Source organism: Pseudomonas sp. CFBP 8770 (assembly GCF_014841705.1).
Lineage (GTDB): Bacteria > Pseudomonadota > Gammaproteobacteria > Pseudomonadales > Pseudomonadaceae > Aquipseudomonas.
In genome coordinates, this window is the sequence record NZ_JACYUL010000001.1 from 401,027 (window position 1) to 424,685 (window position 23,659).

A 23,659-nucleotide genomic window follows, 5' to 3' on the forward strand; every position below is an offset into this window, starting at 1 on the left:
GCGGTCAGCAAGGACTTGCTACAGGCGAATCCAGCGTTGGCGCATCCAACCACTCAGTGCATCCACTGCCAGCACCAGGGCCAGCATGGCCAGAATGAGCGTGCTGGCGCGTGCTTCCTGGAACAGGCTCAGGCTCACGTAGAGCATCTGTCCCAGCCCGCCGGCACCGACGAAACCGAGGATGCTGGCCATGCGAATGTTGTTTTCCCAGCGGTACAGGGTGTAGGCCAGCAATTGCGGCCACAGATTGGGCAAAGTGCCGTAACAGAAGGCCAGCCAGGCATTGCCGCCTTGCAGGCGGATGGCGGCGGCGGGTGCGGCAGGGGTGTTTTCCAGGGCCTCGGCAAACAGACGGCCGAGTACCCCGGCGGTGTGCAGCGCCAGGGCCAGGGTGCCGGCATTCGGCCCGAGGCCTGCGGCGAGCACCATCAACACCGCCCAGACCAGTTCGGGAATGGCCCGCAGGGCATTGAGCACCAGTTTTGTCACGCCTTGCGCCAGCCAGCCCAGGCGCCCGGCCGCGGGGACGGCCAGCAGCAGACCGGCGAGTGCCGCCAGCAGGGTACCCAACGCCGACATCGCCAGGGTTTCCAGCGCGCCATGGCCCACCGCTCGCAGGTGCGTCGCACTGAGGTCAGGCAACATGAAGCGTGCCGCGTCGCTGGTCATGTGCCGCAGGCTGTCGGCACTGCCCAGGGTGAACAGGTCCAGCCCCAGATAGACGAAGGAGCCGACCACTGCCAGCACCATCGCCAGTACCAGCAGCAGGTTGCCCAGGCGCCTCATGCGAAGCGTCCCCTGAGCAGGCGGCTGAGCAGGTCCGCGAGCAACACCAGGGCAATGAACGTCAGCAGCATGCTGGCCACCTCGGCCGAGGCGAACATGCGCATCGACAGGTCGATCTGCTGGCCCAGGCCGCCGGCGCCGACGAAGCCCATTACCACCGAGGCGCGCACCGCGCATTCCCAGCGGTACACGGTGTAGGAGGTCAACTCGGCGGCAGCGGCCGGGAGAATGCCATAGGCGAACGCGGCCAGCCGCCCGGCCCCGCCGCGCAGCAGCGCCTGGGCCGGGCGCTGGTCGACCGACTCGCAGATCTCGGCATACACCTTGCCGAGCATGCCGGCGTAGGTGATGGCGATGGCCAGAACGCCGGCCGTCGGGCCCAGGCCGACGGCGCGGACGAACAGCAGGGCCCAGACGATTTCCGGCACGCTGCGCAGAAAAATCAGCACGCCACGCACCGGCCAGCGTACGCAGGTGCCGGCCCAGCCGGGCCTGGCGCCGAGGCTGGCAGCGGACAGCGACAGCGCGCGGCTGGCCAGCAGGCTGGCGGGGATGGCCAAGGTCAGCGCCAGGGCCATGCCGGCCGTGGCGATGGCCAGGGTCTGCAGGGTGGCGTCCAGCAGCAGCGCGAGAAATACCGGGTCGTGGGCGGGCGGCCAGAAGTCGGCGAGAAAGGCTCCCATGGATTGGGTGCTGGCCGGGTCGAACAGCACCCATGGATCGAACTCGGCCAGGCGTATGCCCGGCCACAACAACAGTACCGCCAGGGCGGCAAGCAGAAAACGCGGCAGCGCGGCAGGGTCGCGTCGGTCCCTGCTCAGCATCGCGGCAGCCAGTGAGCAGGGGGATCGGCCGGCGTTTGCACGCGGCTCAGGTGCGCGTTGGCGTACAGCTCTTCCAGGCGCTGCGCGGTGACCTGCGTGGCCTCCAGGTCGAAAGCGATCTGGCCGTCACGCACGCCGACGATCCGTGGGAAGCAGGCCAGCGCCAGCTCCACCGTGTGCAGGCTGGCCACCAGCGTGACGTGCTGTTCGCTGGCGTGCTGACAGAGCATGTTCAGCGTGTGCCTGGCCAGTCGCGGGTCCATTGCCGAGACGGGCTCGTCGGCCAGCAACAGCTCCGGCGCCTGGTACAGGGCGCGGGCGATGCCGACGCGCTGCAACTGGCCACCGGACAATTGCTGGCACTGGGCGAACAGCTTGTCGTCCAGGTCCAACCGCGCCAGCAGCGCGCGGGCACCGTCGATGTCCACCGGGTGCAGCAGGTTGAGCAGGCTTTTGCCCAGCCCCCATTGCCCCAGCTTGCCGGCCAGCACGGCAGTCACCACCCGTTGCCGCGGGGGCAGGGGCGGGGCCTGATGGATCAGCGCGATACGTGCGCGCAGACGCTGGCGCGCGCGACTGCCGAGGCGCCAGGGCTGCATGCCCAGCACCTGCAGCTCGCCGGCGCTGGGCGGCTGGGCGGTTGCCAGCACGTTGAGCAGGCTGGACTTGCCAGCGCCCGAAGGGCCGATGATTGCCACGCGCTCGCCGGGCTCGATGCTCAGGTTGACATCGCGCAGGGCCTGCACACCGTTGCGGTGGCGCAGGTCGATGGCCGACAGGCGCAGGGTCATTTCAACAGGTCGGCAGCGCGAGCGGCGTCCTCGATGCCCTTGTAGTTCTCAGGCTTGGTGGCGATGAAGCGGCTGGCCGCCTGCAGGTCGAGAATGGCCTTGTCGTCAGGCTTGGCCGGGTCGAGGGCGAGGAAGGCCTGTTTGATCTTTTCTGCCAGGGCCGGGTCCAGGGTGCCGCGCACGGTCCAGTTGTAGTCGAAGTAGGTCGGCGTGGTGGCGAACACCTTGACCTTGTTGGTATCGACCTTGCCGCTGTTGACCAGCTTGTCCCATACGCTGGCATTGAGAACACCGGCGTCGACCTTGCCTGCCTGCACCCACGCCGCGGTGGCGTCGTGGGCGCCGGAGTAGGCAACCCGGCTGAAGTAGGTTTCCGGCTTGATGTTGTCCTGCAGCATGAAGTAGCGCGGCATCAGGCTGCCGGAGGTCGACGAGATCGAACCGAAGGCGAAGGTCTTGCCCTTGAGGTCGGCCAGCGATTTGACGTTCGGGTCGCTGGTGATGAACTTGCTGGTGAACTGCGCATCCTGCTCGCGCTGCACCAGGGGAATGGCGTTGCCGGTCTTCAGGTTTACCTGAACGAAGGTGAAACCGCCCAGCCAGGCCATGTCCAGGCGGTCGGTCGCCAGCGCCTCGACCACGGCAGGGTAGTCGGCCACCGGCACGAACTCGACCTTCATGCCGATCTTCTGCTCGAGGTAGGCACCCAGCGGCTTGAACTTGCGCAGCAGTTCGGTGGGCGCCTCGTCCGGGATGGCCGAAACCCGCAAGACATCGGCAGCGAAGCTGGTGACGGCGCTGGCGCAAAGAGCGAGGCCGGCTACCAGTGACAGGGAGCGCTTGAACATGGTGGGTCTCCGAAAGATGACGCAGGCAGCGCGGGCAAGGCCCGGCACGCGTGGCGCGTGGATAGAGGTGGCGCGATTATAAGAGTCACTGCAGGAAAGGCCAGCTTTGATAGAATTCGCAGCCTGATTCCAGGACGTCGAGAATGCTGCCATGAATTCGCCTATTCGTTTGACCCAGTACAGCCATGGAGCCGGTTGCGGCTGCAAGATTTCGCCCAAGGTATTGGAGGTGATTCTGGCCGGCAGCGGCGCACAGAACCTGGACCCGAAGTTGTGGGTCGGCAACGCCTCGCGCGACGACGCTGCGGTGTATGCCATCGACGAAGAGCGCGGGGTGGTGTCGACCACCGATTTCTTCATGCCCATCGTCGATGACCCCTTCGATTTCGGGCGCATCGCCGCTACCAACGCCATCAGCGACATCTATGCCATGGGCGGCGATCCGTTGATGGCCATCGCCATTCTCGGCTGGCCGGTCAACCTGCTGCCCCCGGAAGTAGCCCGCGAGGTGATCCGCGGCGGTCGGGCGGTGTGCGATGCGGCGGGGATTCCCCTGGCCGGTGGGCATTCGATCGACGCTCCCGAACCCATCTTCGGTCTGGCGGTGACCGGCCTGGTCGACAAGCGCCACATGAAGCGCAACGACACCGCTCAGGTCGGCGACCGCCTGTACCTGACCAAGCCGCTGGGCATCGGCATTCTTACCACTGCGGAGAAGAAATCCCGCCTGCGCGAAGAAGACGTGGGCGTGGCCCGCGACTGGATGTGCACGCTGAACAAGCCCGGCAGCCGCTTCGGCAAGCTGCGCGAGGTCACCGCGATGACCGACGTCACCGGTTTCGGCCTGCTCGGGCACCTGGTCGAAATGGCCGACGGCGCCCAACTGACTGCACGCCTGGAGTACGCCGCCGTGCCGCGCCTGCCGGGCATCGACCACTACCTGCGCGAGGGCTGCGTGCCTGGCGGCACCCAGCGCAACTTCGACAGCTACGGCGAACGCATCGCTGCCCTGAGCGACGAACAGCGTGACCTGCTCTGCGATCCGCAGACCAGTGGCGGCCTGCTGGTTGCCGTCAGCGCTGCCGGCGAAGCCGAGTTCGTCGCGCTGGCTGCCGAACTGGGTCTGCAACTGGCGCCCATCGGTACCCTGATCGAGCGTCAGCCCCACGCTGTCGAGGTGTTCTGATGCGCGACGACAGCAGCGACTACCGCGCGTTGTTCCTCGGCGAGGTGCCGATGATGGATGCGCGCGCCCCGGTCGAATTCGACAAGGGTGCATTTCCCGGCGTGCACAACCTGCCATTGATGGACGACCTGGAACGGCAGAAAGTCGGTACCTGCTACAAGCAGCACGGCCAGCAAGCCGCCATCGAACTGGGGCACCGGCTGGTGTCCGGCGAGATCAAGGCACGCCGGGTCGACGCCTGGGTGGCATTCGCCAAGGCCAATCCCGAGGGCTACCTGTATTGCTTCCGCGGCGGCCTGCGCTCGCAGACCGTACAGCGCTGGTTGCGCGAGGCGGGCGTCGAGTACCCGCGGGTACTGGGCGGCTACAAGGCCATGCGCAGCTTTCTGCTCGACACCCTGGAACAGGCCGTCGAACAGTGCCAGTTCGTCGTGCTGGGCGGCATGACCGGCACCGGCAAGACCGATGTACTGGCGCAATTGAGTAATGCCCTGGACCTGGAAGGCCACGCCAACCACCGCGGTTCCAGCTTCGGCAAGCGTGCGACCGGGCAGCCTGCGCAGATCGATTTCGAGAACAGCCTGGCGATCGACGTGTTGAAGAAGCGGGCCGCTGGCATCGAGCAGTTCGTGCTCGAGGACGAAAGCCGCCTGGTGGGCAGTTGCAACGTGCCGTTGAGCCTGCATCAGGGCATGCAGGCCTATCCGTTGGTCTGGTTGGAAGACAGCTTCCAGAATCGCGTCAAGCGTATCCTGCGCGACTACGTGGTGAACCTGTGCGCAGACTTCGTCGGGCTGTATGGCGAGCGCGGTGAAGCGCTGTTTGCCGAGCGTCTGCTGCAGAGTCTGGACCGCATCCACAAGCGCCTGGGCGGCGAGCGTCACCAGCGTCTGCAGGGCCTGATGCAGGCCGCGCTGGAAGAGCAGCGGCGCTATGGCCTGGTCGACCTGCACCGTGGCTGGATCGAAGGCTTGCTGCACGAGTACTACGACCCGATGTACACCTATCAACGCGAGAGCAAGGCGGCGCGCATCGAGTTCGCCGGCGAACAGGCCGCCGTCGTTGACTATCTGCGCGAGCGTCTGGCCAGGGGCTGAAGACGGCGAGTGCAGCCTTCAGCCTGGCCAGCCTTGGCTCAGTTGATCCGCGGGTGCTGTTGCACCAGCACTTCGCGCTTGGCTTGCAGCGCGGCGATCTCGCTGTCGATGTCCTCGATCTTCTGCTCGATGTTGTCGTGGTGCTCGACCAGCAGTTCACGCGCTTCTGCGATGTCCGAGGCCGCTGGCGCAGCACCGCGCAATGGCTTGTTGGCCGTTTCCTTCATGGTGATGGCGGTGATGAAGCCGACCACGGCGAACACCATCAGGTAATAGGCAGGCATGTACAGGTCGTCGGTGCTTTCCACCAGCCAGGCCACGGCCGTCGGTGTCAGGCCGGCGATCAGTACTGATACGTTGAATGCACTGGCCAGGGCGCTGTAGCGGATGTGCGTGGGGAACATCGCCGGCAAGGTCGAAGCCATGACGCCGATGAAGAAGTTAAGCACCACCGCCAGCATCAGCAGCCCGGCGAAGATCCAACCGATCTGGCCGCTGTTGATCAGCATGAAAGCCGGGATGGCCAGGAAGAACAGGCCGATGCTGCCGAACAGAATGAAAGGCTTGCGGCCGAACTTGTCGCTGGCGAAGCCGATCAACGGCTGGGCGAACAGCATGCCGACCATGATCGCAATGATGATCAGCACGCCATGGCTTTCACTGTAGTGCAGGTTGTGCGACAGGTAGCTGGGCATGTAGGTGAGCAGCATGTAGTAGGTGACGTTGGTCACCGCCACGATGCCGATGCAGGTCAGCAGGCTGCGCCAGTGCTTGGTCGCCACTTCCTTGAACGATACCTTCGGGCCGCCGGCCAGGCCTTCGCGGTCACCTTGTTCGAGCTTTTCGACATGCTGCTGGAAGGCTGGGGTTTCTTCCAGCGCATGGCGCAGGTAGAGGCCGATCATGCCCAGCGGCAGGGCCAGGAAAAACGGCACGCGCCAGCCCCAGTCGAGGAACTTCTCCTCGCCGATCACTGCAGAGATGCCCACCACCACGCCGGCACCGAGCACGAAACCGGCGATCGAGCCGAAGTCCAGCCAGCTGCCGAGGAAGCCGCGCTTGCGGTCCGGAGCGTACTCGGCGACGAAGATCGAGGCGCCGGTGTATTCACCGCCCACCGAGAAGCCCTGGGCCATCTTCGCCAACAGCAGCAGGATGGGTGCCCAGATACCAATGGAGGCATAGGACGGAATCAAGCCGATCGCGAACGTACTCAACGACATGATCACGATGGTGGCAGCAAGGACTTTCTGTCGTCCGTACTTGTCGCCCAGGGCGCCGAAGAACAGGCCACCCAGCGGGCGAATCAGGAAGGGCACGGAGAAGGTGGCCAAGGCCGCGATCATCTGCACGCTGGGATCGACGTCCGGGAAGAACACTTTGCCCAAGGCGTAGGCCACGAAGCCGTAGACGCCGAAGTCGAACCATTCCATGGCATTGCCAAGCGCGGCGGCGGTGATCGCCTTGCGCATCTTGACGTCGTCGACGATGGTGATGTCGTTCAACCCGATCGGGTTGACGGTTTTTCTGCGAGATTTCATGGGTGTTTCTCTTGTGTCAAAGCGGCTTGTCCCCATGAGATACAAAATGACACTAAATAATTCACTGATGACGGCGATTTAGTATCGCAGTGGTTGTCCGGGCGCCAGCGTACCCAGGGTACTGACAGATCCTCCAAGACGAAGACGACAAAAAACCGGATAATGCCGGCCATTCGTTTTAGCTGTCATCAGGTGCTGCCCCATGGAAATCAAGGTCAATTTTCTCGACAACCTTCGACTTGAAGCCAAGTTCGACGATTTCACGGTGGTGGCCGACCAACCGATCCGCTACAAGGGCGACGGCTCGGCGCCGGGCCCGTTCGACTACTTCCTGGCATCCTCGGCGTTGTGCGCGGCGTACTTCGTCAAGCTCTACTGCAGCACCCGCAATATTCCCACCGACAACATCCGCCTGTCGCAGAACAACATCGTCGACCCGGAGAACCGCTACAACCAGATCTTCAAGATCCAGGTCGAACTGCCAGCGGACATGTCGGCCAAGGATCGCCAGGGCATCCTGCGCTCGATCGACCGCTGCACCGTGAAGAAGGTCGTGCAGACCGGCCCGGACTTCATCATCGAGGAGGTCGACAACCTCGACGCCGATGCCCAGGCCTTGTTGATGCCCGCGCAGGCGGAAGGTGCGAGCACCTATGTGCTGGGCAAGGACCTGCCGCTGGAGCAGACCATCGCCGATATGTCCGCGATCCTCGCCGGGCTGGGGATGAAGATCGAGATCGCCTCTTGGCGCAACATCGTGCCCAACGTCTGGTCGTTGCACATCCGCGATGCCTACTCACCGATGTGCTTCACCAACGGCAAAGGGGCGACCAAGGAAAGCGCGCTGGCGTCGGCCCTCGGTGAATTCATCGAGCGGCTCAACTGCAACTTCTTCTACAACGACCAGTTCTGGGGCGAAGACATCGCCAATGCGGCCTTCGTGCACTACCCCGACGAGCGCTGGTTCCAGCCGGGCCGCAAGGATGCGCTGCCTGCCCAGATACTCGATGCCCACTGCCTGGCCATCTATAACGCCGACGGCGAACTGCGCGGTTCTCACCTCTACGACACCAACTCGGGCAACGTGGAGCGGGGCATCTGCTCGCTGCCTTTCGTGCGTCAGTCCGACGGCGAGACGGTGTATTTCCCGTCCAACCTGATCGAAAACCTCTACCTGAGCAACGGCATGAGCGCCGGCAACACCTTGGCCGAAGCCCAGGTGCAGTGCCTGTCGGAAATCTTCGAGCGCGCGGTCAAGCGCGAGATTCTCGAGGGCGAACTGGCGCTGCCCGACGTTCCGGCCGAGGTGCTGGCGCGCTACCCCGGCATCCAGGCCGGCATTCAGGGGCTGGAAGAGCAGGGCTTTCCGGTGCTGGTCAAGGATGCCTCTCTGGGCGGCCGTTTCCCGGTGATGTGCGTAACCTTGATGAACCCGCGCACCGGCGGCGTGTTTGCCTCGTTCGGCGCCCATCCAAGCCTGGAAGTGGCGCTCGAGCGCAGCCTCACCGAGTTGCTCCAGGGCCGCAGTTTCGAGGGGCTCAACGATTTGCCGCAGCCGACCTTCGAAAGCCATGCGCTGATGGAGCCGAACAACTTCGTCGAGCATTTCATCGATTCGAGCGGGGTGGTGTCGTGGCGCTTCTTCAGTGCCAAGGCCGATTTTGCCTTTGTCGATTGGGATTTCACCGCACAGGGTGAGAACGCCAACGCCGCGGAAGCGGCGACGTTGTTCGGGATTCTCGCCGACATGGGCAAGCAGGTGTACATGGCGGTCTATGAGCACTTGGGCGCCAAGGCGTGCCGGATCCTGGTGCCGGGGTATTCGGAGATCTATCCGATCGAAGATCTGATCTGGGACAACACCAACAAGGCGCTGTTTTTCCGCGAAGACATTCTCAACCTGCACCAGCTCGATGACGATGCACTGGGCAATCTGTTGCAGCGCCTGGAGGAGTCGGAGCTGGATGACTACACCGACATCCGCACCTTGATCGGTATCGAGTTCGACGAGAACACCGTGTGGGGGCAACTGACCATTCTCGAGTTGAAGGTGCTGATCCAGCTGGTGCTCGAGCGCTTCGACGACGCCAAGGAGCTGGTCGAGATGTTCCTGCAGTACAACGCCAATACGCTGGAGCGCGGTCTGTTCTTCCAGGCGCTGAACGTGGTGCTCGAGGTGCAGCTGGACAGCGACCTGGACATGGCCGACTACGAGGTCAATTTCCGCCGTATGTTCGGAGACGCGCGGATGGAGGCGGCGCTGGGGTCCGTGGATGGCAGCGTGCGTTTCCACGGCCTGACCCCGACCAGCATGAAGCTCGAAGGGCTGGACCGTCACCTGCGCCTGATCGACAGCTACAAGAAACTGCACAGCGCCCGCGCCAGGGCCTGATCACCGCGCTGCGCCCTTTTCGCGGCCACGGACCGCTCCCACAATAAAATGGCGGCATCCTTTGGGAGCGGTCATCGGCCGTGAAGAGCGCGCTGCGGATTGTCTGATCCCCCGCGGTGCCCTTTTCGCGGCCACGGACCGCTCGAACAATGAAATGGCGGCATCCTGTGGGAGCGGTCATCGGCCGCGAAGAACCCGCTGCGGATTGTCTGATCCACCGCGGGGCCCTTTTCGCGGCCACGGACCGCTCCCACAATAAAATGGCGGCATCCTTTGGGAGCGGTCATCGGCCGCGAAGAACCCGCTGCGGACTGTCTGATCCACCGCGGTGGCTGTTTCACGGCCACGGACCGCTCCCACAATAAAATGGCGGCATCCTGTGGGAGCGGTCATCGGCCGCGAAGAACCCGCTGCGGATTGTCTGATCCACCGCGCGGCCCTTTTCGCGGCCACGGACCGCTCCCACAATAAAATGGCGGCATCCTGTGGGAGCGGTCATCGGCCGCGAAGAACGCGCTGCGGACTGCCTGATCCACCGCGCTGCCCTTTTCGCGGCCACGGACCGCTCCCACAAAAAAATGGCGGCATCCTGTGGGAGCGGTCATCGGCCGCGAAGAACGCGCTGCGGATTGTCTGATCCACCGCGCTGCCCTTTTCACGGCCATGGACCGCTCCCACAAAAAAAGTGGCGGTATCCTGTGGGAGCGGTCATCGGCCGCGAAGAACGCGCTGCGGACTGTCTGATCCACCGCGCCACCCTTTTCGCGGCCACGGACCGCTCCCACAATAAAATGGCGGCATCCTGTGGGAGCGGTCATCGGCCGCGAAGAACCCGCTGCGGATTGTCTGATCCACCGCGCTGCCCTTTTCGCGGCCAAGGACCGCTCCCACAATAAAATGGCGGCATCCTGTGGGAGCGGTCATCGGCCGCGAAGAACGCGCTGCGGACTGTCTGATCCACCGCGCCACCCTTTTCGCGGCCACGGACCGCTCCTACGGAAAAAGGGCAGCACCGACTTCATGGCGCGGCAGGCAGGTAATGATCCAGCAGACGCTGGATGGAGCCGTTGCGGTGCAGCGTTTCCACCGCCTTGCGCAAATTGCTCACCACGCGCGGCGAGCACGTCTTCGAACACGCCAGGTAAAGGTCCGTGGTCATCAACACCGGGCTCATCAGCAGCGGCTGCTCGGAGACCTGGCGCCAGATGTACTGCGATTCGGGCACCCCGTTGAACCAGGCATCGACACGCCCCAGCAGCAGCATCTGCGCCGGGTTCTCACCGATGCGCAATGGGTAGATCTGCGACGCATCGAACCCCTCGTCGTACAGCTTGCGCTCCTGCGCGCTGCCCATGCCCACGGCGATCCGTCGATAGGTCCGGCGTGCCTGGGCAAAGCTGTCGACGCGCTTGTCGAGGGTGAAAAACGCCCGGTCCATGCTCATGATCGGGGCGATCCAGGTGTAGCTGGTTTCCCTGTCGGGAGTCCGCGACAGCGGCACGATAAGCATGTCCTGCCCATGCTGCACAGTCCGTTGCGCGCGAAGCCAGGGCAGCACGTTGGTATTCATGCGATAGCCCGCCAGCGTCATGGCCTGCCGGGCGGCGTCAGCAACGATGCCTTGCTGGCCCGCGTCGCCCGCCATGCTCAACGGCGGCGCCTCGGGCATGTACAGATCGAAGGTGCGCGGGTGCGCGGCCCAGGCAGCAGGGAGGAGGGCGCTGCACAGCAGCAGACCGCAGACAGACTTCAACAGCAATCCGCAAGTGCGGTTCAGATGACCCATGGCAACGATCCGATGACTTTCAATGGCAGGCTCCAGGACGGCCAGCATAGTCGCTAATGGCGCTACCTGCTCGCGTGGGAACCGCGTCGACCTCAGCCGCTCCATATCCGATACATACCTACGCACTGAGGACACTTCAGGTGGAGACCGAGCAAAGCTGGTCGTTCGACCCACTACAGACCGCGCAGGCGCAACGCTTCAACAAGACCCTCGAGCGTCTGCCGCGGTTCCGCATTCGTAACCGCATCACGCCGATGCTGATCCAGACACTGCTGCGTGCAGGCCAGCTGGGCAAGGCGCTCAAGCCTGTCAGGCATGGCCTGGCCATCGAGACCCGTGTGCTGGTCAGCCCCGATGGCGTACCGGTGAGCGTGCGCATCATCCGTCCGCAGGGGCCCGCCAAGGGCTTGGTGCTGGATTTCCATGGCGGCGGCTGGGTGATCGGCAACGCGCAGATGAACGATGACGTGAACATCGCCCTGGTTCAGGCCTGCGACGTGGCGGTGATATCGGTGGACTACCGGCTGGCCGTGTCGACCCCGCTGCAGGGCTTGCTCGACGACTGCCTGGCGGCTACTCGCTGCGTGCTGGGTGGCGGCTTCCCCGAGTTCGAGGATCTGCCGGTGATCATGGTCGGTGAGTCTGCCGGTGGTCACCTGGCAGCGTCCACATTGTTGCAGCTCAAGCGGTGGCCGGCGTTGCTGCAGCGCGTCTGCGGGGCGCTGCTGTATTACGGGGTATTCGATCTGACTGGCACGCCCAGCGTGCGCAATGCGGGCCCCGAGACCCTGGTGCTGGACGGGCCGGGCATGCTCGAGGCCTTCCGCCGACTGACCCCCGGCCTGGAAGACGAGCAACGGCGGCAACCCTCGCTGTCGCCGCTGTATGGCGACCTGGATGGACTGCCGCCGGCGCTGATGTTCGCAGGTGAACTGGACCCGCTGCGCGACGATACCCTGCTGATGGCCGAACGCTGGGGCAGGGTGGCGACCGTGGATCTGTGCCTGTTGCCGGCCTCGCCCCATGGCTTCATCCACTTCCCCACGCCCATGGCCGACAAGGCTTTGGCCCACAGCCGTGAGTGGATCGTCCGACGGTTGTCGGCACACGCTGCCCAGGCTCCTGCCCGATGAGTTGAAATGCCCGAGCGAGCCCGCCAGAATGCCCCCCCCTGCGGGCCTGAACGGCGCGCGTCGAACCTGGAGCATCGTTCCCTCGTGAACCCGCAGAGCTTGTCTCACCGCCTGGAGCGGGTGGCCGCCCAGGTCCCTGTTGATGCGCGTTTGGCTGACATCGGTTCGGATCATGCTTATCTGCCGGTGGCCTTGGTCCTGCGCGGCATCGTCCCTTGGGCCGTCGCCGGGGAGGTCGCCCGGACACCGTTTCTGGCGGCCCGGCGCAGCGTTGACGAGAACGGGCTGGCGCATTGCATCAGCGTGCGTCAGGCCGACGGCCTGGCGGCAATCGAGGCGAGCGACCGGATCACGGCCGTGACCCTCTGCGGAATGGGTGGCGAAACCATTCGCGACATTCTGCAGGCGGGCAAGGCGCGTTTGAGCATTCGCGAGCGGTTGATCCTGCAGCCCAATGGCGGTGAACGCCACCTGCGCCAGTGGTTGATGGACAATGGCTATGGCATCCGTCATGAAGAAGTGCTGCGGGAAAACCGCTTCGACTACGAGATCATCGTCGCCGACCCTGGCGAGTCGGTCACGTACAGTCCACGGGAACTGTTTTTCGGGCCCTTGCAACTGCAGCAGCGCACGCCGGCGTTCCTGGCCAAATGGCAACGCCTGCTGCACCTCAAACGCCGCACCCTCGAGCGCCTGGCCCACGCCCGGCAGAACGGACTCGAAGGCAAACGCTTGGAGCTGGCCGAACACATCGAGTGGATCGAATCCCTGAATCCCCGCTGACCCTACGCAACTGCCTGCTCGAGCAGATCCCGTGTGGGAGCGGTCAGCGGCCGCGAAAAGGACGCCGCGGTGTACCAGACACACCGCGGCGGCCTTTCGCGGCCGCTGACCGCTCCCACGCATACAAGCACGGATCTACCAATCAATCGCCTGGCCATCCCAGGCCCAGAAGCTGCCGGTCTGCGTCGGTCCATGTTGGCCGATCAATTCGAGCAAGCAGCGCGCGGCGAAATCGGGGTCGAACAGTTTGCCGGCCGGGACATTGGTTTGAAAGGGCTGGGACAGGCGGGTGTCGGTGGTGCCCGGGTGCAAGGCCAGGACCGTGGCGGCGGGGTTCAAACGCTTGAGCTCGATGCTGGCGGTGCGCAGCAGCTGATTGAGCGCCGCCTTGCTGGCGCGATAGCTGTACCAGCCACCCAGACGGTTGTCGCCGATCGAGCCGACCCGGGCCGACAGCGCCGCAAAGGTCGCCGGCTGTTTGCGCAATAACGGCAGCAGATGCTTGAGCAGCAGCACCGGCGCAAAGGCATTGGTGGCAAAACTGGCCTGCAGACTGCTCAGCTCCAGTTGCGCCAGACCTTTTTCCGGCCGCGCGCCGTCCTGATGCAGAATGCCCAACGTGCTGATCACTAGGTGCAAGTGCGCGCAATCCGCGCCTACCTCTGCCCCCAGCCGTTGCAAAGCCTGCTCATCGCGCGCATCGCAATCCAGGGCTGTCAGACGAGGCCCATGGCGCCCGGCCAATACCGCCAGCTCGGCGCTGGTTGTGGCCTGCCGGGAAACCGCAAACACCTTCGCCACATCGTTGCGCTGCAGCAACTGCTCGCACAATGCCAGGCCAATACCCTGGCTGGCGCCACAGACCAGCACGCAAGCATCGTCGGAGAGATCAGGTATCAAGGCCATGGTGCACCGTGCAGGAAGGGGTCAGTACCGATAGGACCCAGCGCACCCGCCGAACGTTCTCGGGTGCGCGGGCGCTTCTTGGGCGACAATTGCCAGACAGCGCGCGCTATGCAATGGTGCTCCGCCTTTTTCAGGAGAGACGCCATGGCTGCCCACATTCATATCGCCGCAGCATTGTTGCTCGATGCCCAAGGTCAAACCCTACTGGTGCGCAAGCGCGATACGCTTGCTTTCATGCAGCCCGGAGGGAAGATCGAGCCTGGCGAGCAGCCTGTCCAAGCGCTGGTTCGCGAGTTGCAGGAAGAATTGGGCATTGCTGTAGACCCCGCCGAAGCCTTCTTCCTGGGCACCTACAGCGCCCCAGCAGCCAACGAGCCGGATCATCAAGTGCACTGCGAGCTGTTTCAGGTACGCATTCAGGTCCCGGTCGCCCCTGCCGCCGAAATCGAGGAAGTCCGCTGGGTCGATGCCGCAACAGTAGGCCAGCTTGAACTGGCACCGCTGACCCGCGATTGGATACTGCCGCTGCATTTCCTGTGAGCGCTGCCCGACCCAGTGTCAGTCCGGCTCGGGGACCGGGCTCGGGGTGTCTGCCTCCAGCGCCAGTTTTGCGCGGTCCGCCTTGCTGACATAGCGGTCCTTGCTCTGCGGCGCCAGCTTGGCGCTGGCCTTCTTGGCATGTGCCTGCAACAGCTGTTTGATTTTCTTGCGGCGATTCATGGCGTGGCCCAGGCGGAAAGTGGGGCGATGATACCAGTACGGCTCATCGGCCCGCTCGCCGCGCCCGATCAGAAGCTGTACTTGGCCGTCAGCATCAGGTTGCGTGGATTGCCGTAGCTGTCGCCGCCATAGCTGGCCGAGTTGGCGATGGCATTGTAGTACTTGCGGTCGAACACGTTGTTGGCATTCACCTGCAGGTCCAGGTTGCGGTTGACCTGATAGCCGGCCATCAGATCGGTGACGGCATAGCCGCCCTGTTCCAGGCGGTAGCGGCTGCCGTCGGCCAAGTCGATGTCGTTGTACAGGCGGCTCTGCCAGGAGAAGGTGCCACCTACGCGCAGTTTTTCCAACGGGCCCTGGAAACGGTAGCTGGTGGTGACCTTGAACAGATGCTCGGGAATGTCGGTGTCGAAGCGCTGGTTTTCGTTCGCCGGGTTCGCGTTGTCCTTGAGCGTGTGTACCCGCGCGTAGGTGTAGCCACCGCCCACCTGCCAGTTCTCGGTCAGCGCCCCTTGCAGCTCGAAGTCGATACCCTGGCTGCGCACCTCGCCGGAGGCTTCGTAGCAGCTGAGCTGCGGGCAGTTCTCGACGAAGATCTGCACCGCACGGTTTTCCTGGTCGACCCGGAACAGCGCCAGGCTGGCGTTCAGCGCGCCGTCGAAATACTCACCCTTGATGCCGATCTCGTAGTTCTTGCCCACGATCGGCTTGACCGGCGTGCCGCTGGTGTCCTGCGCGCTCTGCGGGGTGAAGATATCGCTGTAGCTGGCATACACCGAGTGGTGGTCGTCCAGCGTGTAGATCAGGCCGGCGTAGCGGGTGACGTTGCGGGTCACCTTGTAGTCGCCTTCGCCGTCGCGATTGTCATAGTCGTACCAGTCCACCCGACCGCCCAGAATCAGCTTCAGCGGGTCGGCAAGGCTCAGCCGCGTGGTCAGGTAGACGCCATCCTGGGTGGTCACCTCGCGGCCGTTGTCGGTGTGGGTGAAGTTGGGTTTGCCGGCGTCGATCGGCCAGTTGGTGTCGTAGGGGTCGTAGTTGTGGGTGGTCATGTCGTAGATGCGCTTGCTGGCGCCCACGACCAGTTCGTGGGTCCGCCCGAACGCCTGGAAAGGGCCGCTGGCAAAGGCATCGAGGCCGGCCTGGTTTTCATCGTGGGCGGACTGGTACACGGTACGCGCCAGCGTGTTGTTGACCCAGCGCGATTGATACGAACCGGAGAACAAGCCGTTCTGTTCGGCATAGTTGGCGTTGACCTGCAGGTTCCAGTCGTTGGCCAGGCGCTGGCGCACCTCGGCGAACACGGTATTGATCTCCTGGTCCTTGTTCTCCCATTTGGTGCCTGGATTGTAGGACCGCGGCAGGTCCAGATGATGGCCGTCCTGACCGATCATCGAGGAACCCCAGAAGTAGTTGGTCTTGTCCTTCTGATGGGAAAAACCGAGGGTCAGCAGGGTGTCTTCACCCAGGTCCGCCTCGGTGACGGCGTAGAACAGACCATGATCCTCCTCGACGCCGTCGATGAAACTGTTCGCGTCTCGGTACGAACCCACCACTCGGCCCCGCAGCGTACCGGCCTCGTTGAGCGGGCTGGACGCGTCGATCTCGCCACGGTAGTCGTCGTGGCTGCCGGCAGCGCCGGTCAGGGTCACCTTCTGCTCGGCCAATGGCCGTTTGCGCACCAGGTTGATCGCCGCCGAGGGATTGCCGGCACCGGTGACCAGCCCCGTCGCACCGCGCACGACCTCGACCCGATCGAACATGGCCAGGTTGGGCTGGGCACCGATGGTGACGCCCGAATAGCCGCTGGGTATGCCGTCGTACATCAGGTTGTCGATGTCGAAGCCGCGTGCCGAATAGGCCTGGCGGCCGGGGCCGTTGGCATAGTTGAGGAACAGTCCCGGGGTGGCGCGCACCGCATCGTTGATGCTGGTCATGGCCTGGTCATCCATGCGCTGACGGGTGATCACGGTCACCGATTGCGGCGTTTCGCGCAGGCTCAGCGGCAGCTTGGTGGCGGTTGCCATCGCGCCGGTGGTGTAGGACTGCGAGCCTTCGGTGAAGCTGCCCAGCTGGAACGAATCCGAGGTGATCTGGCTGGCACCCAATTCGATGACGCCCGGGGCCGTCTGTCCTTGGGTCTGGGTATCGTCGGCGGCCATTGCCGGGGCCATCGTGGCCATGCAGATGGCCACGGCCAACAGATTGCGCGGAGCGTGGGGGCGTTGCAGCGGGGTAGGGCGTGACATGTAAAGCTTCCTGGCCAGACAAGGTTAATGCGAATCGTTAGCACTATTGTCTCAGAAAATTCCTACACATGGCGCAGGCGTATCAAAAAAACCATTTTCCTTTTTGCGAATTGCTCGCTGGCTTGTAGGAGCGGTCATCGGCCGCGAACCCGGCGCCGCGGTGCATCAGACGATCCGTGGCGCTCCATTCGCGGCCGATGACCGCTCCCACGGGTATCAGACGCAGCAGTGTTCGCGGCCGATGACCGCTCCTACGGGTTACCAGATAGTCCGGTGGTCGCGGCCAGGGCCTACAGGGCCGGCGCGTCACCCATATGTCACATTTCATGTCTAGCTTCAGTCATCACACCCCGGGCGCCGGCCAACTCCTCTACCGCAAAGAGCCGCCATGGAAATCGATATCTTCAAAGACCTGCTGGTCCCCGTCATCGGTGGTCTGGGCATCTTCATGCTCGGCCTGGAGTTCATGTCCGACGGCATCAACAACCTGGCGGCCAATCGCATGCGCGCCTGGCTCGCCAAGCTGGCCGGCACACCGGTCAAAGGCTTGGCCGCCGGCACCGTGATTACCGGCGTGCTGCAGTCGAGCACGGCCATGACGGTCATGGTGGTCGGCCTGGTCAACGCTGGCGTGGTCGGCCTGCGACCCGCCATCAGCGTGATCATGGGGGCCAACATCGGCACGACCCTGGGCAACGGCCTCATCGCCATGCCGCTGGGCCCACTGGGGCTGATCTTCGCCGGGGTGTTCGCCCTGGTCTATGTGTTCAGCAAGAGCGAGAAAACCCGTCATCTGGCGCTGGCCATCATTGGCTTCTCGTTGATCTTCTACGGCCTGAACCTGCTCACCGGCGGCCTCAAACCCCTGCGCGGCCTGCCCGAGGTGATGTCGGTCATTTCCAGTCTGCAGGCCGACAGCTACACCGGCCTGGCCATCTGCGTACTGACCGCCGCAGGCATCACCGCCATGATCCACTCCTCGTCGGCAACCATCGGCATCGTCATGGGCTTGGGCGCCGCGGGCATTCTGGACTGGCAGACCGCCGTGGCGTTTTCCCTGGGCGCCGATCTGGGCACCACCGTCACCTCATGGCTGGCCTCGCTGAACCTGTCGAAGAACGCCAAGCGCGCCGCTTACGCGCACATCGCCTTCAACTTCATCGGCGTGGCGGTGATGTTTCCGCTGTTCTTCCTGTCCATGGACATCCTGCAGGGCGCCATGGGCCTGTTCGGCATGGACGTCGCCCGCTCGGAAATGGTCGACGGCAAGGAAAGCTTCCCGCTGGTGCCCGTGGCGGTGGGGCTGTATTCCATTGGCTTCAATATCTTCAACACCGCGCTGATGTTTCCCTTCATCGGCGTGTTCGACCGCGTGCTGTCGCGCATCGGCGCCAGCCGCAGCGACGAAGAGGACTACGCCGTGCCGCGCTATCTCGACCGCGCCGCGCTGGCCAGCGTGAACACCGGTGTCGCGGCGGTCAGCCACGAACTGACCCGCCATGGCCAGGGCATGGGTTTGCTGCTGGATGCGGCGCGCGGCCAGTCCCGGGCGCTGAAGAACGCCACGGAACATGAGCACGCGCTGGACACCCTCAGCCAGGAGATCCGCGGCTACACCGCGCAGATGTTCAAGAACGATCTGACTGCGCGCCAGACCAACCTGCTCGCCAGCCTCATCGAGGAAGAGGATTTCAGCGCGAGCCTGACCCGGACCCTGTCGCAGATCACCCGCCGCATCGAGCGCCAGGTGTTCAGCGCCAACGCGCGCAAGATCATCGACGCCATCCTCGATATCGTCGAGCCGGCAGTGCGCAAGGGGCCGCAAGGGGTCTACCTGCCGAATGCCCACGCCAAGGACCTGCTGGCCCTGCGTGAACGTTGCCTGCAGGGCGAGCAGAAGCTTGGCTGGGATGAGCGCGGCGCCATTCTGGCGTTGCTGGGCAGCGCCGAACGGGCGTTGAATCTGGTCCAGCGCATCACTGAGGAACGCCTGTCGGTGTCACGCGAGCTGGACCAGGTCGATCCCGCCGCAGCGGCCGACCACGCCCCGACAGGGGTGTTGGCCAAGCCGCTGTAACCGACCTCGGTGCTAGCGGGCAGCGGCCGCTGGCGAGGCGTGGTACCAGGGCCGCAGCAGGCTGAGCAGGCCCAGCAGCGCCATGCCTGCACCCACCCAAAGGGGTGCTCGCAGGCCCAGGCCGGCATCGATCACCGCGCCGCCGGCCCAACTGCCCAGCGCCAACCCGGCAGTGATCACCGAGGTGTGCAAGGTATTGACCAGCGCGCCGGGCTCGGCGGCTTTCATCACCCGCGCGACCATGGCCGGGTTCAATGCCACCCCGGTCAGGCCGACCGTGAGGAAACACGCCAGGTTGAGCCAGAACACCTGGCCGGCCAGGGCGAATCCGCCCAAGGCCAGCACCAGCAGCGCCAGGCCCCAACCCAGCGCCGCGTAGGTATGCCGATCGGCGATGCGGCCCACCACCATGTTGCCGAGCACGTTGGCCACGCCGTACAGCGCCAGCAACGGCGCCACCTGGGCGGGCGCCACGCCGACCTCCTCGATGAGGATCGGCGTGCAATAGCTGAACGCAGCGAAGGTGGCGCCGATGATCAGCCCGCTGGTGACATAGGCACCCCACAGGCTGCGGTTCTTCAGGCTGATCCACTGGCTGCGCAGCGAGGGCTCGTCTCCAGCCTCGGCGCGAGGCAGGCGGGTGGCAACCAGCACCGTGCACAGCGAGGCCAGCGCCACTACCAACCAGGCACTGGCACGCCAGCCATAGTGATGTTCGACCCAAGCGGTCGCCGGCACGCCGGCCACCGGCGACAGCATGAGCCCGGCCAGCACCACCGAAATGGCCCGGCCGCGGTCCTGCAGGCTGACCAACCCCGCGCACAGGGTCATGCACAGGCCAATGCAGGCCGCGCTGGAAACCCCCATGACGATCCGGGCCAGTGCCAGCACCGTATAGGTGGGCGCGGCCGCGGCCAAGGCACCAGCCAGCACATACACCGCCAGCAGCCCGACCAACGCCCGCTGATTGCTGATCCCGCGCGACAGCAGCAGAACCGTGACCGGTGGCCCGCCCAGGGCCATGCCCAGCGCATACAGGGCAATCAGGTTGCCGACCTGAGCCAGGCTCACGGAAAACGCCGAGGCCAGGGCAGGCATCATGCCGGCTACCATGAACTCGGCGGTCACCAGCGAGAAAATCGTCAAACCCAACAGGTAGACGGTCGGCGGAAGCTTGGAACGGGTGGTCATGAGCATCTCGGACAAAAATGAAGCTGGCTACCCTAGGGATTCTTGAACGAATGGTCAAATAACCATTGGCGCTGTACCCATGCTCGACGACCGTCGGCGCCGACGCTTGCATCGCGCGGGCGGCGCGGCGATGCTCACAGGCATTTCCCACCGAGAGCGCGCTGTCATGCCCTGCGTAATGCAAAGCCCTGCCGAATTGGCCATGGATGAAACTTTCTGGAAGGACGTTGCAGCGCGTTATCCGCGCGACGACGGGCCGATCAACCTCGACGGCGGCTATTTCGGGCGCATGAGCGAAGGCGTGGTGAGCGCCTATGAGGACGCGATCCGTCACGTCAACCGCAGCAACTCGGTGCACGTGCGCCAGCACTTCGACAAGCATGAGGCCGACGCCATCCGCCAGCAGCTCGCCGAGCTGATGGGCGTGCCTGCAGGTGAACTGACCTTCGCCCGCAGCGCATCCGAAGCCCTGTATTCGCTGATCCGCAACTACACGCGCCTGCAGCCGGGCGATCAGGTGTTGATCAGCGACTTGGACTACGGCTCGGTGCAGGGTGCCTTCGACTGGTTGCAACAGGCCCGCGGCGTCGAGCTGGTGCGTCTGGTCCACGAGCACCCCGCCAGCTACGAGGGCTTGCTTCAGACCTACCGCCAGGCCTTCGCTGCCCACCCACGGCTCAAGCTCATGGCACTGACCCACGTCACCCATCGCACCGGCCTGGTCATGCCGGTCAAAGCCATCGCCGCCGAGGCCCGGGTGCACGGGATCGACGTGATTCTCGACGGCGCGCACTCACTGGGCCAGATGGAGGTCGATCTGGCCGACATGGGCGTGGAAATGGCTGGCTTCAACCTGCAGAAATGGATCGGCGCGCCGCTCAGCCTCGGGGTGATTCACGTACGCCGCGAGCGCCTGGCCGATTTCGCCCCCGACATGGGCAACCCCAGCTACCCGGCCGACGACATACGCTGTCTGACGCCCTACGGCACGCCCAATGTGCCCGCGCTGATGAGCCTGCCGACCGTGTTTGCCGAACATCAGGCGCTCGGCGGCTGGCAGGTCAAGGGTGCGCGCCTGCGCTACCTGCGCGACCTCTGGTTGCCTGCGGTGCGCGCGCTGCCCGGCATTGAAGTGCTCACGCCGGACGATCCACGGCTGGCGTGCGGCATCGCCGCGTTCCGCTTTCGCGACGTGGAGGACCAGCAAGGCAAGATCGATCAGTTGCTGGCGCAGTTCAACCTCTTCACGGTTGCCCGTGCCGGCTCGGCCTGTGGGCCCTGCATACGGGTAACGCCCGGCATCAACAGCACGCCGGCCGACATGCACGCCCTGGTGGACGCCTTGACGCTGATGAGCCAGTGAGTGAACGCGGTTGCACTACAAGATCCGCGCGGCGGGCGCCGCGCAGATCCAAATCACCCAAGGGCAGGGCGCCCCCAGGTCGGCCTCAACGGTTGGGGGTTACCCGCCAGATGGTGTTGGCCAGGTCATCGGCGATGATCAGCGCACCACGCGGATCGACCGTTACACCGACAGGGCGGCCGCGGGTCTTGCCATCGTCGCCGCGGAAGCCGGTGGCGAAGTCGATGGGCTCGCCCGCAGGTTTGTCACCGGCGAACGGCACGAAGATCACCTTGTAGCCCACGGGATTGTCGCGGTTCCAGCTGCCGTGCTCACCGACGAATGCACCCTGAGCAAATTTTTCGCCCATGGCCGGAATCGAGAAGTCCACACCCAGTGCAGCGACGTGGGAGCCCAGGCTGTAGTCGGGCTTGACCGCGGCGGCGACTTTCGCCGGATTCTGCGGCTGAGCGCGGGAATCGACGTTCTGGCCCCAATAACTGTACGGCCAGCCATAGAATTGGCCTTCACGTACCGAGCTCAGGTAGTCGGGCACCAGGTCCGGGCCCAGTTCGTCTCGTTCGTTGACCACTGCCCATAGCTGGCCGGTCCCCGGCTGAATGGTCAGCGCCGTCGGGTTGCGTATACCGGTCGCGTAGGGCTTGTGCGCACCGGTCTGCGCATCGATCTGCCAGACCATGGCGCGGTCGATCTCGACCTCCATGCCGCGTTCGGTCACATTGCTGTTGGAGCCGATGCCCACGTACAGGTAGCGCGCGTCGTCGCTGATGGCCAGCGCCTTGGTCCAGTGGTGGTTGATCGCCGAGGGCAGGTCGGCCAGTTTGGTCGGCGCCGCGCTGGCTTTGGTCTGCCCGTCGGTGTAGTCGAAGCGCACCAGCGCATCCTGGTTGGCCACGTACAGTTTGCCATTGGCATAGGCCAGGCCGTAGGGCGCGTTGAGGTTTTCCGCGAACACCGTTTTCAGCTCATAGGTGCCGTCGCCATCGGCGTCGCGCAGCAGGGTCAGGCGGTTGCCGCCTTTGACCTGGGTATTGCCCTGGGCCTTGATGTAGCTGGCGATCACGTCCTTGGGCTTGAGCTTGGCGGCGCTGCCACCGCGACCCTCGGCTACCAGGATGTCGCCGTTGGGCAAGACTAGGGTCTGCCGCGGGATGGCCAGGCCGGTGGCGATCGCGCTGATGGTATAGCCCTGCGGCACGGTCGGCTTGCTATCACCCCAGGCCACCGGCTCGGCGATCTTCATGCTCGGCAGCAGGCCGCGCTGCGCTTCCGGCAGCTTTGGGTCGGGCCCGCGTGCCTGGGTGCTGTCGGCTTCGCTGCCGCAGCCAGCGAGCAGCAACGCCACGCTCAAGGCCGTCAATGCGCCTGAATATTTCATCGAACACCTCCCGAACGCAGATTGCTCAAACCGACCCATGCCGCCACCAGCGACAGTACGGTCACCACCACCGACATGACCAACCCGGTGGGCATCACCGCCCAGGCATCCTTGGCGTGCTCGAAGGCGTTCACCAGCCCCAGCACCCACGTGACCAGCAACAGCAGAAAATACAGCACCGCACGGCCGCCCTTGTGCTCGGCACGGACCAGATTGATCAAGGCGAAGACCAGCGCCAGTCCGCAGAACACCAAACCCCCGGCGATGAGCCAGGCAGCGAAGTTGCTCCATTGGATCTGATAGCTCTGGTAGTAGGCGATATCACTGAGCAGGGCGCCGAGAAACAGCGGTACGGTGCCGGCCAGGAAAATCGCATGCAGCGGGCCTGGCCTGTGTCTATAGGCGAGTTGGGTAGAAGTGGTCACGATTGTTCCTCATCGTTGGACAACATCGGCACGGGTGTACCGGCTCGTCAGGGGCGCAGGGTGCGCATAGAAAGGGATCGTCGACGCCAACCGTTAGTTCACCAGGCTTCGTGTCGAAATATTTTGCGCGACACCTGCGCAGCCAAGCGCAATGGCCCGGGCCAGACACCACCGGCCGTCGGC

At 64.5% G+C, this 23,659-nt stretch carries 20 protein-coding genes; 8 read left to right on the plus strand and 12 right to left on the minus strand.

Annotated features, from left to right (window positions below):
- Positions 1-18: 18 nt before the first annotated feature.
- The 4 genes from phnE to IFT98_RS01790 are packed head-to-tail and all read right to left on the minus strand — an operon-like array spanning position 19 to position 3,249.
- The gene (gene phnE, locus IFT98_RS01775; RefSeq protein WP_192049464.1) at positions 19-786 is read right to left on the minus strand and encodes a phosphonate ABC transporter, permease protein PhnE; all 768 of its coding nucleotides are present in this window, start codon (positions 784-786) and stop codon (positions 19-21) included.
- A complete protein-coding gene (locus tag IFT98_RS01780; protein ID WP_192049462.1) occupies positions 783-1,610 on the minus strand; it encodes a PhnE/PtxC family ABC transporter permease in 828 nt (275 codons plus the stop codon). The genes phnE and IFT98_RS01780 overlap by 4 nt, the downstream gene beginning before the upstream one ends.
- Complete coding sequence (locus IFT98_RS01785) at positions 1,604-2,401, minus strand: phosphonate ABC transporter ATP-binding protein (RefSeq protein ID WP_192049460.1); 798 nt, start codon at positions 2,399-2,401, stop codon at positions 1,604-1,606. Before IFT98_RS01785 ends, IFT98_RS01780 begins: the two co-directional genes overlap by 7 nt.
- Entirely contained in the window at positions 2,398-3,249 is an 852-nt protein-coding gene (locus IFT98_RS01790) for a putative selenate ABC transporter substrate-binding protein (RefSeq protein WP_122713062.1), read from the minus strand. The genes IFT98_RS01785 and IFT98_RS01790 overlap by 4 nt, the downstream gene beginning before the upstream one ends.
- Before the next feature lie 151 nt (positions 3,250-3,400).
- Here IFT98_RS01790 and selD point away from each other — a divergent pair, with 151 nt between their 5' ends.
- A complete protein-coding gene (gene selD / locus IFT98_RS01795) occupies positions 3,401-4,435 on the plus strand; it encodes a selenide, water dikinase SelD (RefSeq protein ID WP_192049459.1) in 1,035 nt (344 codons plus the stop codon).
- A complete protein-coding gene (mnmH, locus tag IFT98_RS01800) occupies positions 4,435-5,532 on the plus strand; it encodes a tRNA 2-selenouridine(34) synthase MnmH (RefSeq protein ID WP_192049457.1) in 1,098 nt (365 codons plus the stop codon). The genes selD and mnmH overlap by 1 nt, the downstream gene beginning before the upstream one ends.
- Before the next feature lie 38 nt (positions 5,533-5,570).
- Here mnmH and proP read toward each other — a convergent pair whose 3' ends face one another.
- A complete protein-coding gene (proP, locus tag IFT98_RS01805; protein WP_122713059.1) occupies positions 5,571-7,073 on the minus strand; it encodes a glycine betaine/L-proline transporter ProP in 1,503 nt (500 codons plus the stop codon).
- Positions 7,074-7,275: 202 nt separating this feature from the next.
- Here proP and IFT98_RS01810 point away from each other — a divergent pair, with 202 nt between their 5' ends.
- On the plus strand, positions 7,276-9,465 hold the full coding sequence (locus tag IFT98_RS01810; RefSeq protein WP_192049455.1) for an OsmC domain/YcaO domain-containing protein: 2,190 nt from the start codon (positions 7,276-7,278) through the stop codon (positions 9,463-9,465).
- Positions 9,466-10,483: 1,018 nt separating this feature from the next.
- Here the strand turns inward: IFT98_RS01810 and IFT98_RS01815 are convergent.
- Positions 10,484-11,251 (minus strand): substrate-binding periplasmic protein, encoded by a 768-nt coding sequence (locus IFT98_RS01815; protein ID WP_192047535.1) that lies wholly within the window; start codon positions 11,249-11,251, stop codon positions 10,484-10,486.
- 140 nt (positions 11,252-11,391) lie between these two features.
- On the opposite strand from IFT98_RS01815, the gene IFT98_RS01820 reads away from it, so the two are divergent.
- Positions 11,392-12,384 carry an alpha/beta hydrolase gene (locus IFT98_RS01820; protein WP_342214114.1) on the plus strand — a complete coding sequence of 331 codons (993 nt, stop codon included), beginning with the start codon at positions 11,392-11,394 and terminating at the stop codon, positions 12,382-12,384.
- An 84-nt stretch (positions 12,385-12,468) separates the two neighbouring features.
- Positions 12,469-13,167 (plus strand): tRNA (adenine(22)-N(1))-methyltransferase, encoded by a 699-nt coding sequence (locus IFT98_RS01825; RefSeq protein ID WP_342214115.1) that lies wholly within the window; start codon positions 12,469-12,471, stop codon positions 13,165-13,167.
- 135 nt (positions 13,168-13,302) lie between these two features.
- Here the strand turns inward: IFT98_RS01825 and IFT98_RS01830 are convergent, their stop codons facing one another.
- Positions 13,303-14,073: an SDR family NAD(P)-dependent oxidoreductase gene (locus IFT98_RS01830; protein ID WP_192047532.1), complete on the minus strand. Its 771-nt coding sequence runs from the start codon at positions 14,071-14,073 to the stop codon at positions 13,303-13,305.
- Between the two features lie 144 nt (positions 14,074-14,217).
- Here IFT98_RS01830 and IFT98_RS01835 point away from each other — a divergent pair, with 144 nt between their 5' ends.
- Complete coding sequence (locus IFT98_RS01835; protein ID WP_192047531.1) at positions 14,218-14,613, plus strand: NUDIX hydrolase; 396 nt, start codon at positions 14,218-14,220, stop codon at positions 14,611-14,613.
- Positions 14,614-14,631: 18 nt separating this feature from the next.
- On the opposite strand, the gene IFT98_RS01840 is transcribed toward IFT98_RS01835, so the two are convergent.
- The gene (locus tag IFT98_RS01840; protein WP_192047530.1) at positions 14,632-14,793 is read right to left on the minus strand and encodes a DUF2986 domain-containing protein; all 162 of its coding nucleotides are present in this window, start codon (positions 14,791-14,793) and stop codon (positions 14,632-14,634) included.
- Positions 14,794-14,861: 68 nt separating this feature from the next.
- Positions 14,862-17,042, minus strand: coding sequence for a TonB-dependent siderophore receptor (locus tag IFT98_RS01845; RefSeq protein ID WP_192047529.1), 2,181 nt, complete (start codon positions 17,040-17,042; stop codon positions 14,862-14,864).
- A gap of 388 nt (positions 17,043-17,430) precedes the next feature.
- Between IFT98_RS01845 and IFT98_RS01850 the strand changes: the two genes are divergently transcribed.
- Positions 17,431-19,119 carry a Na/Pi cotransporter family protein gene (locus tag IFT98_RS01850; RefSeq protein ID WP_192047528.1) on the plus strand — a complete coding sequence of 563 codons (1,689 nt, stop codon included), beginning with the start codon at positions 17,431-17,433 and terminating at the stop codon, positions 19,117-19,119.
- A 12-nt stretch (positions 19,120-19,131) separates the two neighbouring features.
- Here the strand turns inward: IFT98_RS01850 and IFT98_RS01855 are convergent, their stop codons facing one another.
- Entirely contained in the window at positions 19,132-20,310 is a 1,179-nt protein-coding gene (locus IFT98_RS01855) for an MFS transporter (protein WP_192047527.1), read from the minus strand.
- A 178-nt stretch (positions 20,311-20,488) separates the two neighbouring features.
- On the opposite strand from IFT98_RS01855, the gene IFT98_RS01860 reads away from it, so the two are divergent.
- Positions 20,489-21,673: an aminotransferase class V-fold PLP-dependent enzyme gene (locus tag IFT98_RS01860; protein WP_192047526.1), complete on the plus strand. Its 1,185-nt coding sequence runs from the start codon at positions 20,489-20,491 to the stop codon at positions 21,671-21,673.
- An 85-nt stretch (positions 21,674-21,758) separates the two neighbouring features.
- On the opposite strand, the gene IFT98_RS01865 is transcribed toward IFT98_RS01860, so the two are convergent.
- A complete protein-coding gene (locus IFT98_RS01865) occupies positions 21,759-23,051 on the minus strand; it encodes a PQQ-dependent sugar dehydrogenase (protein WP_122799796.1) in 1,293 nt (430 codons plus the stop codon).
- Positions 23,048-23,476, minus strand: a complete 429-nt coding sequence (locus tag IFT98_RS01870) for a DUF2231 domain-containing protein (RefSeq protein ID WP_122713049.1) — start codon at positions 23,474-23,476, stop codon at positions 23,048-23,050. Before IFT98_RS01870 ends, IFT98_RS01865 begins: the two co-directional genes overlap by 4 nt.
- Positions 23,477-23,659: the final 183 nt, after the last annotated feature.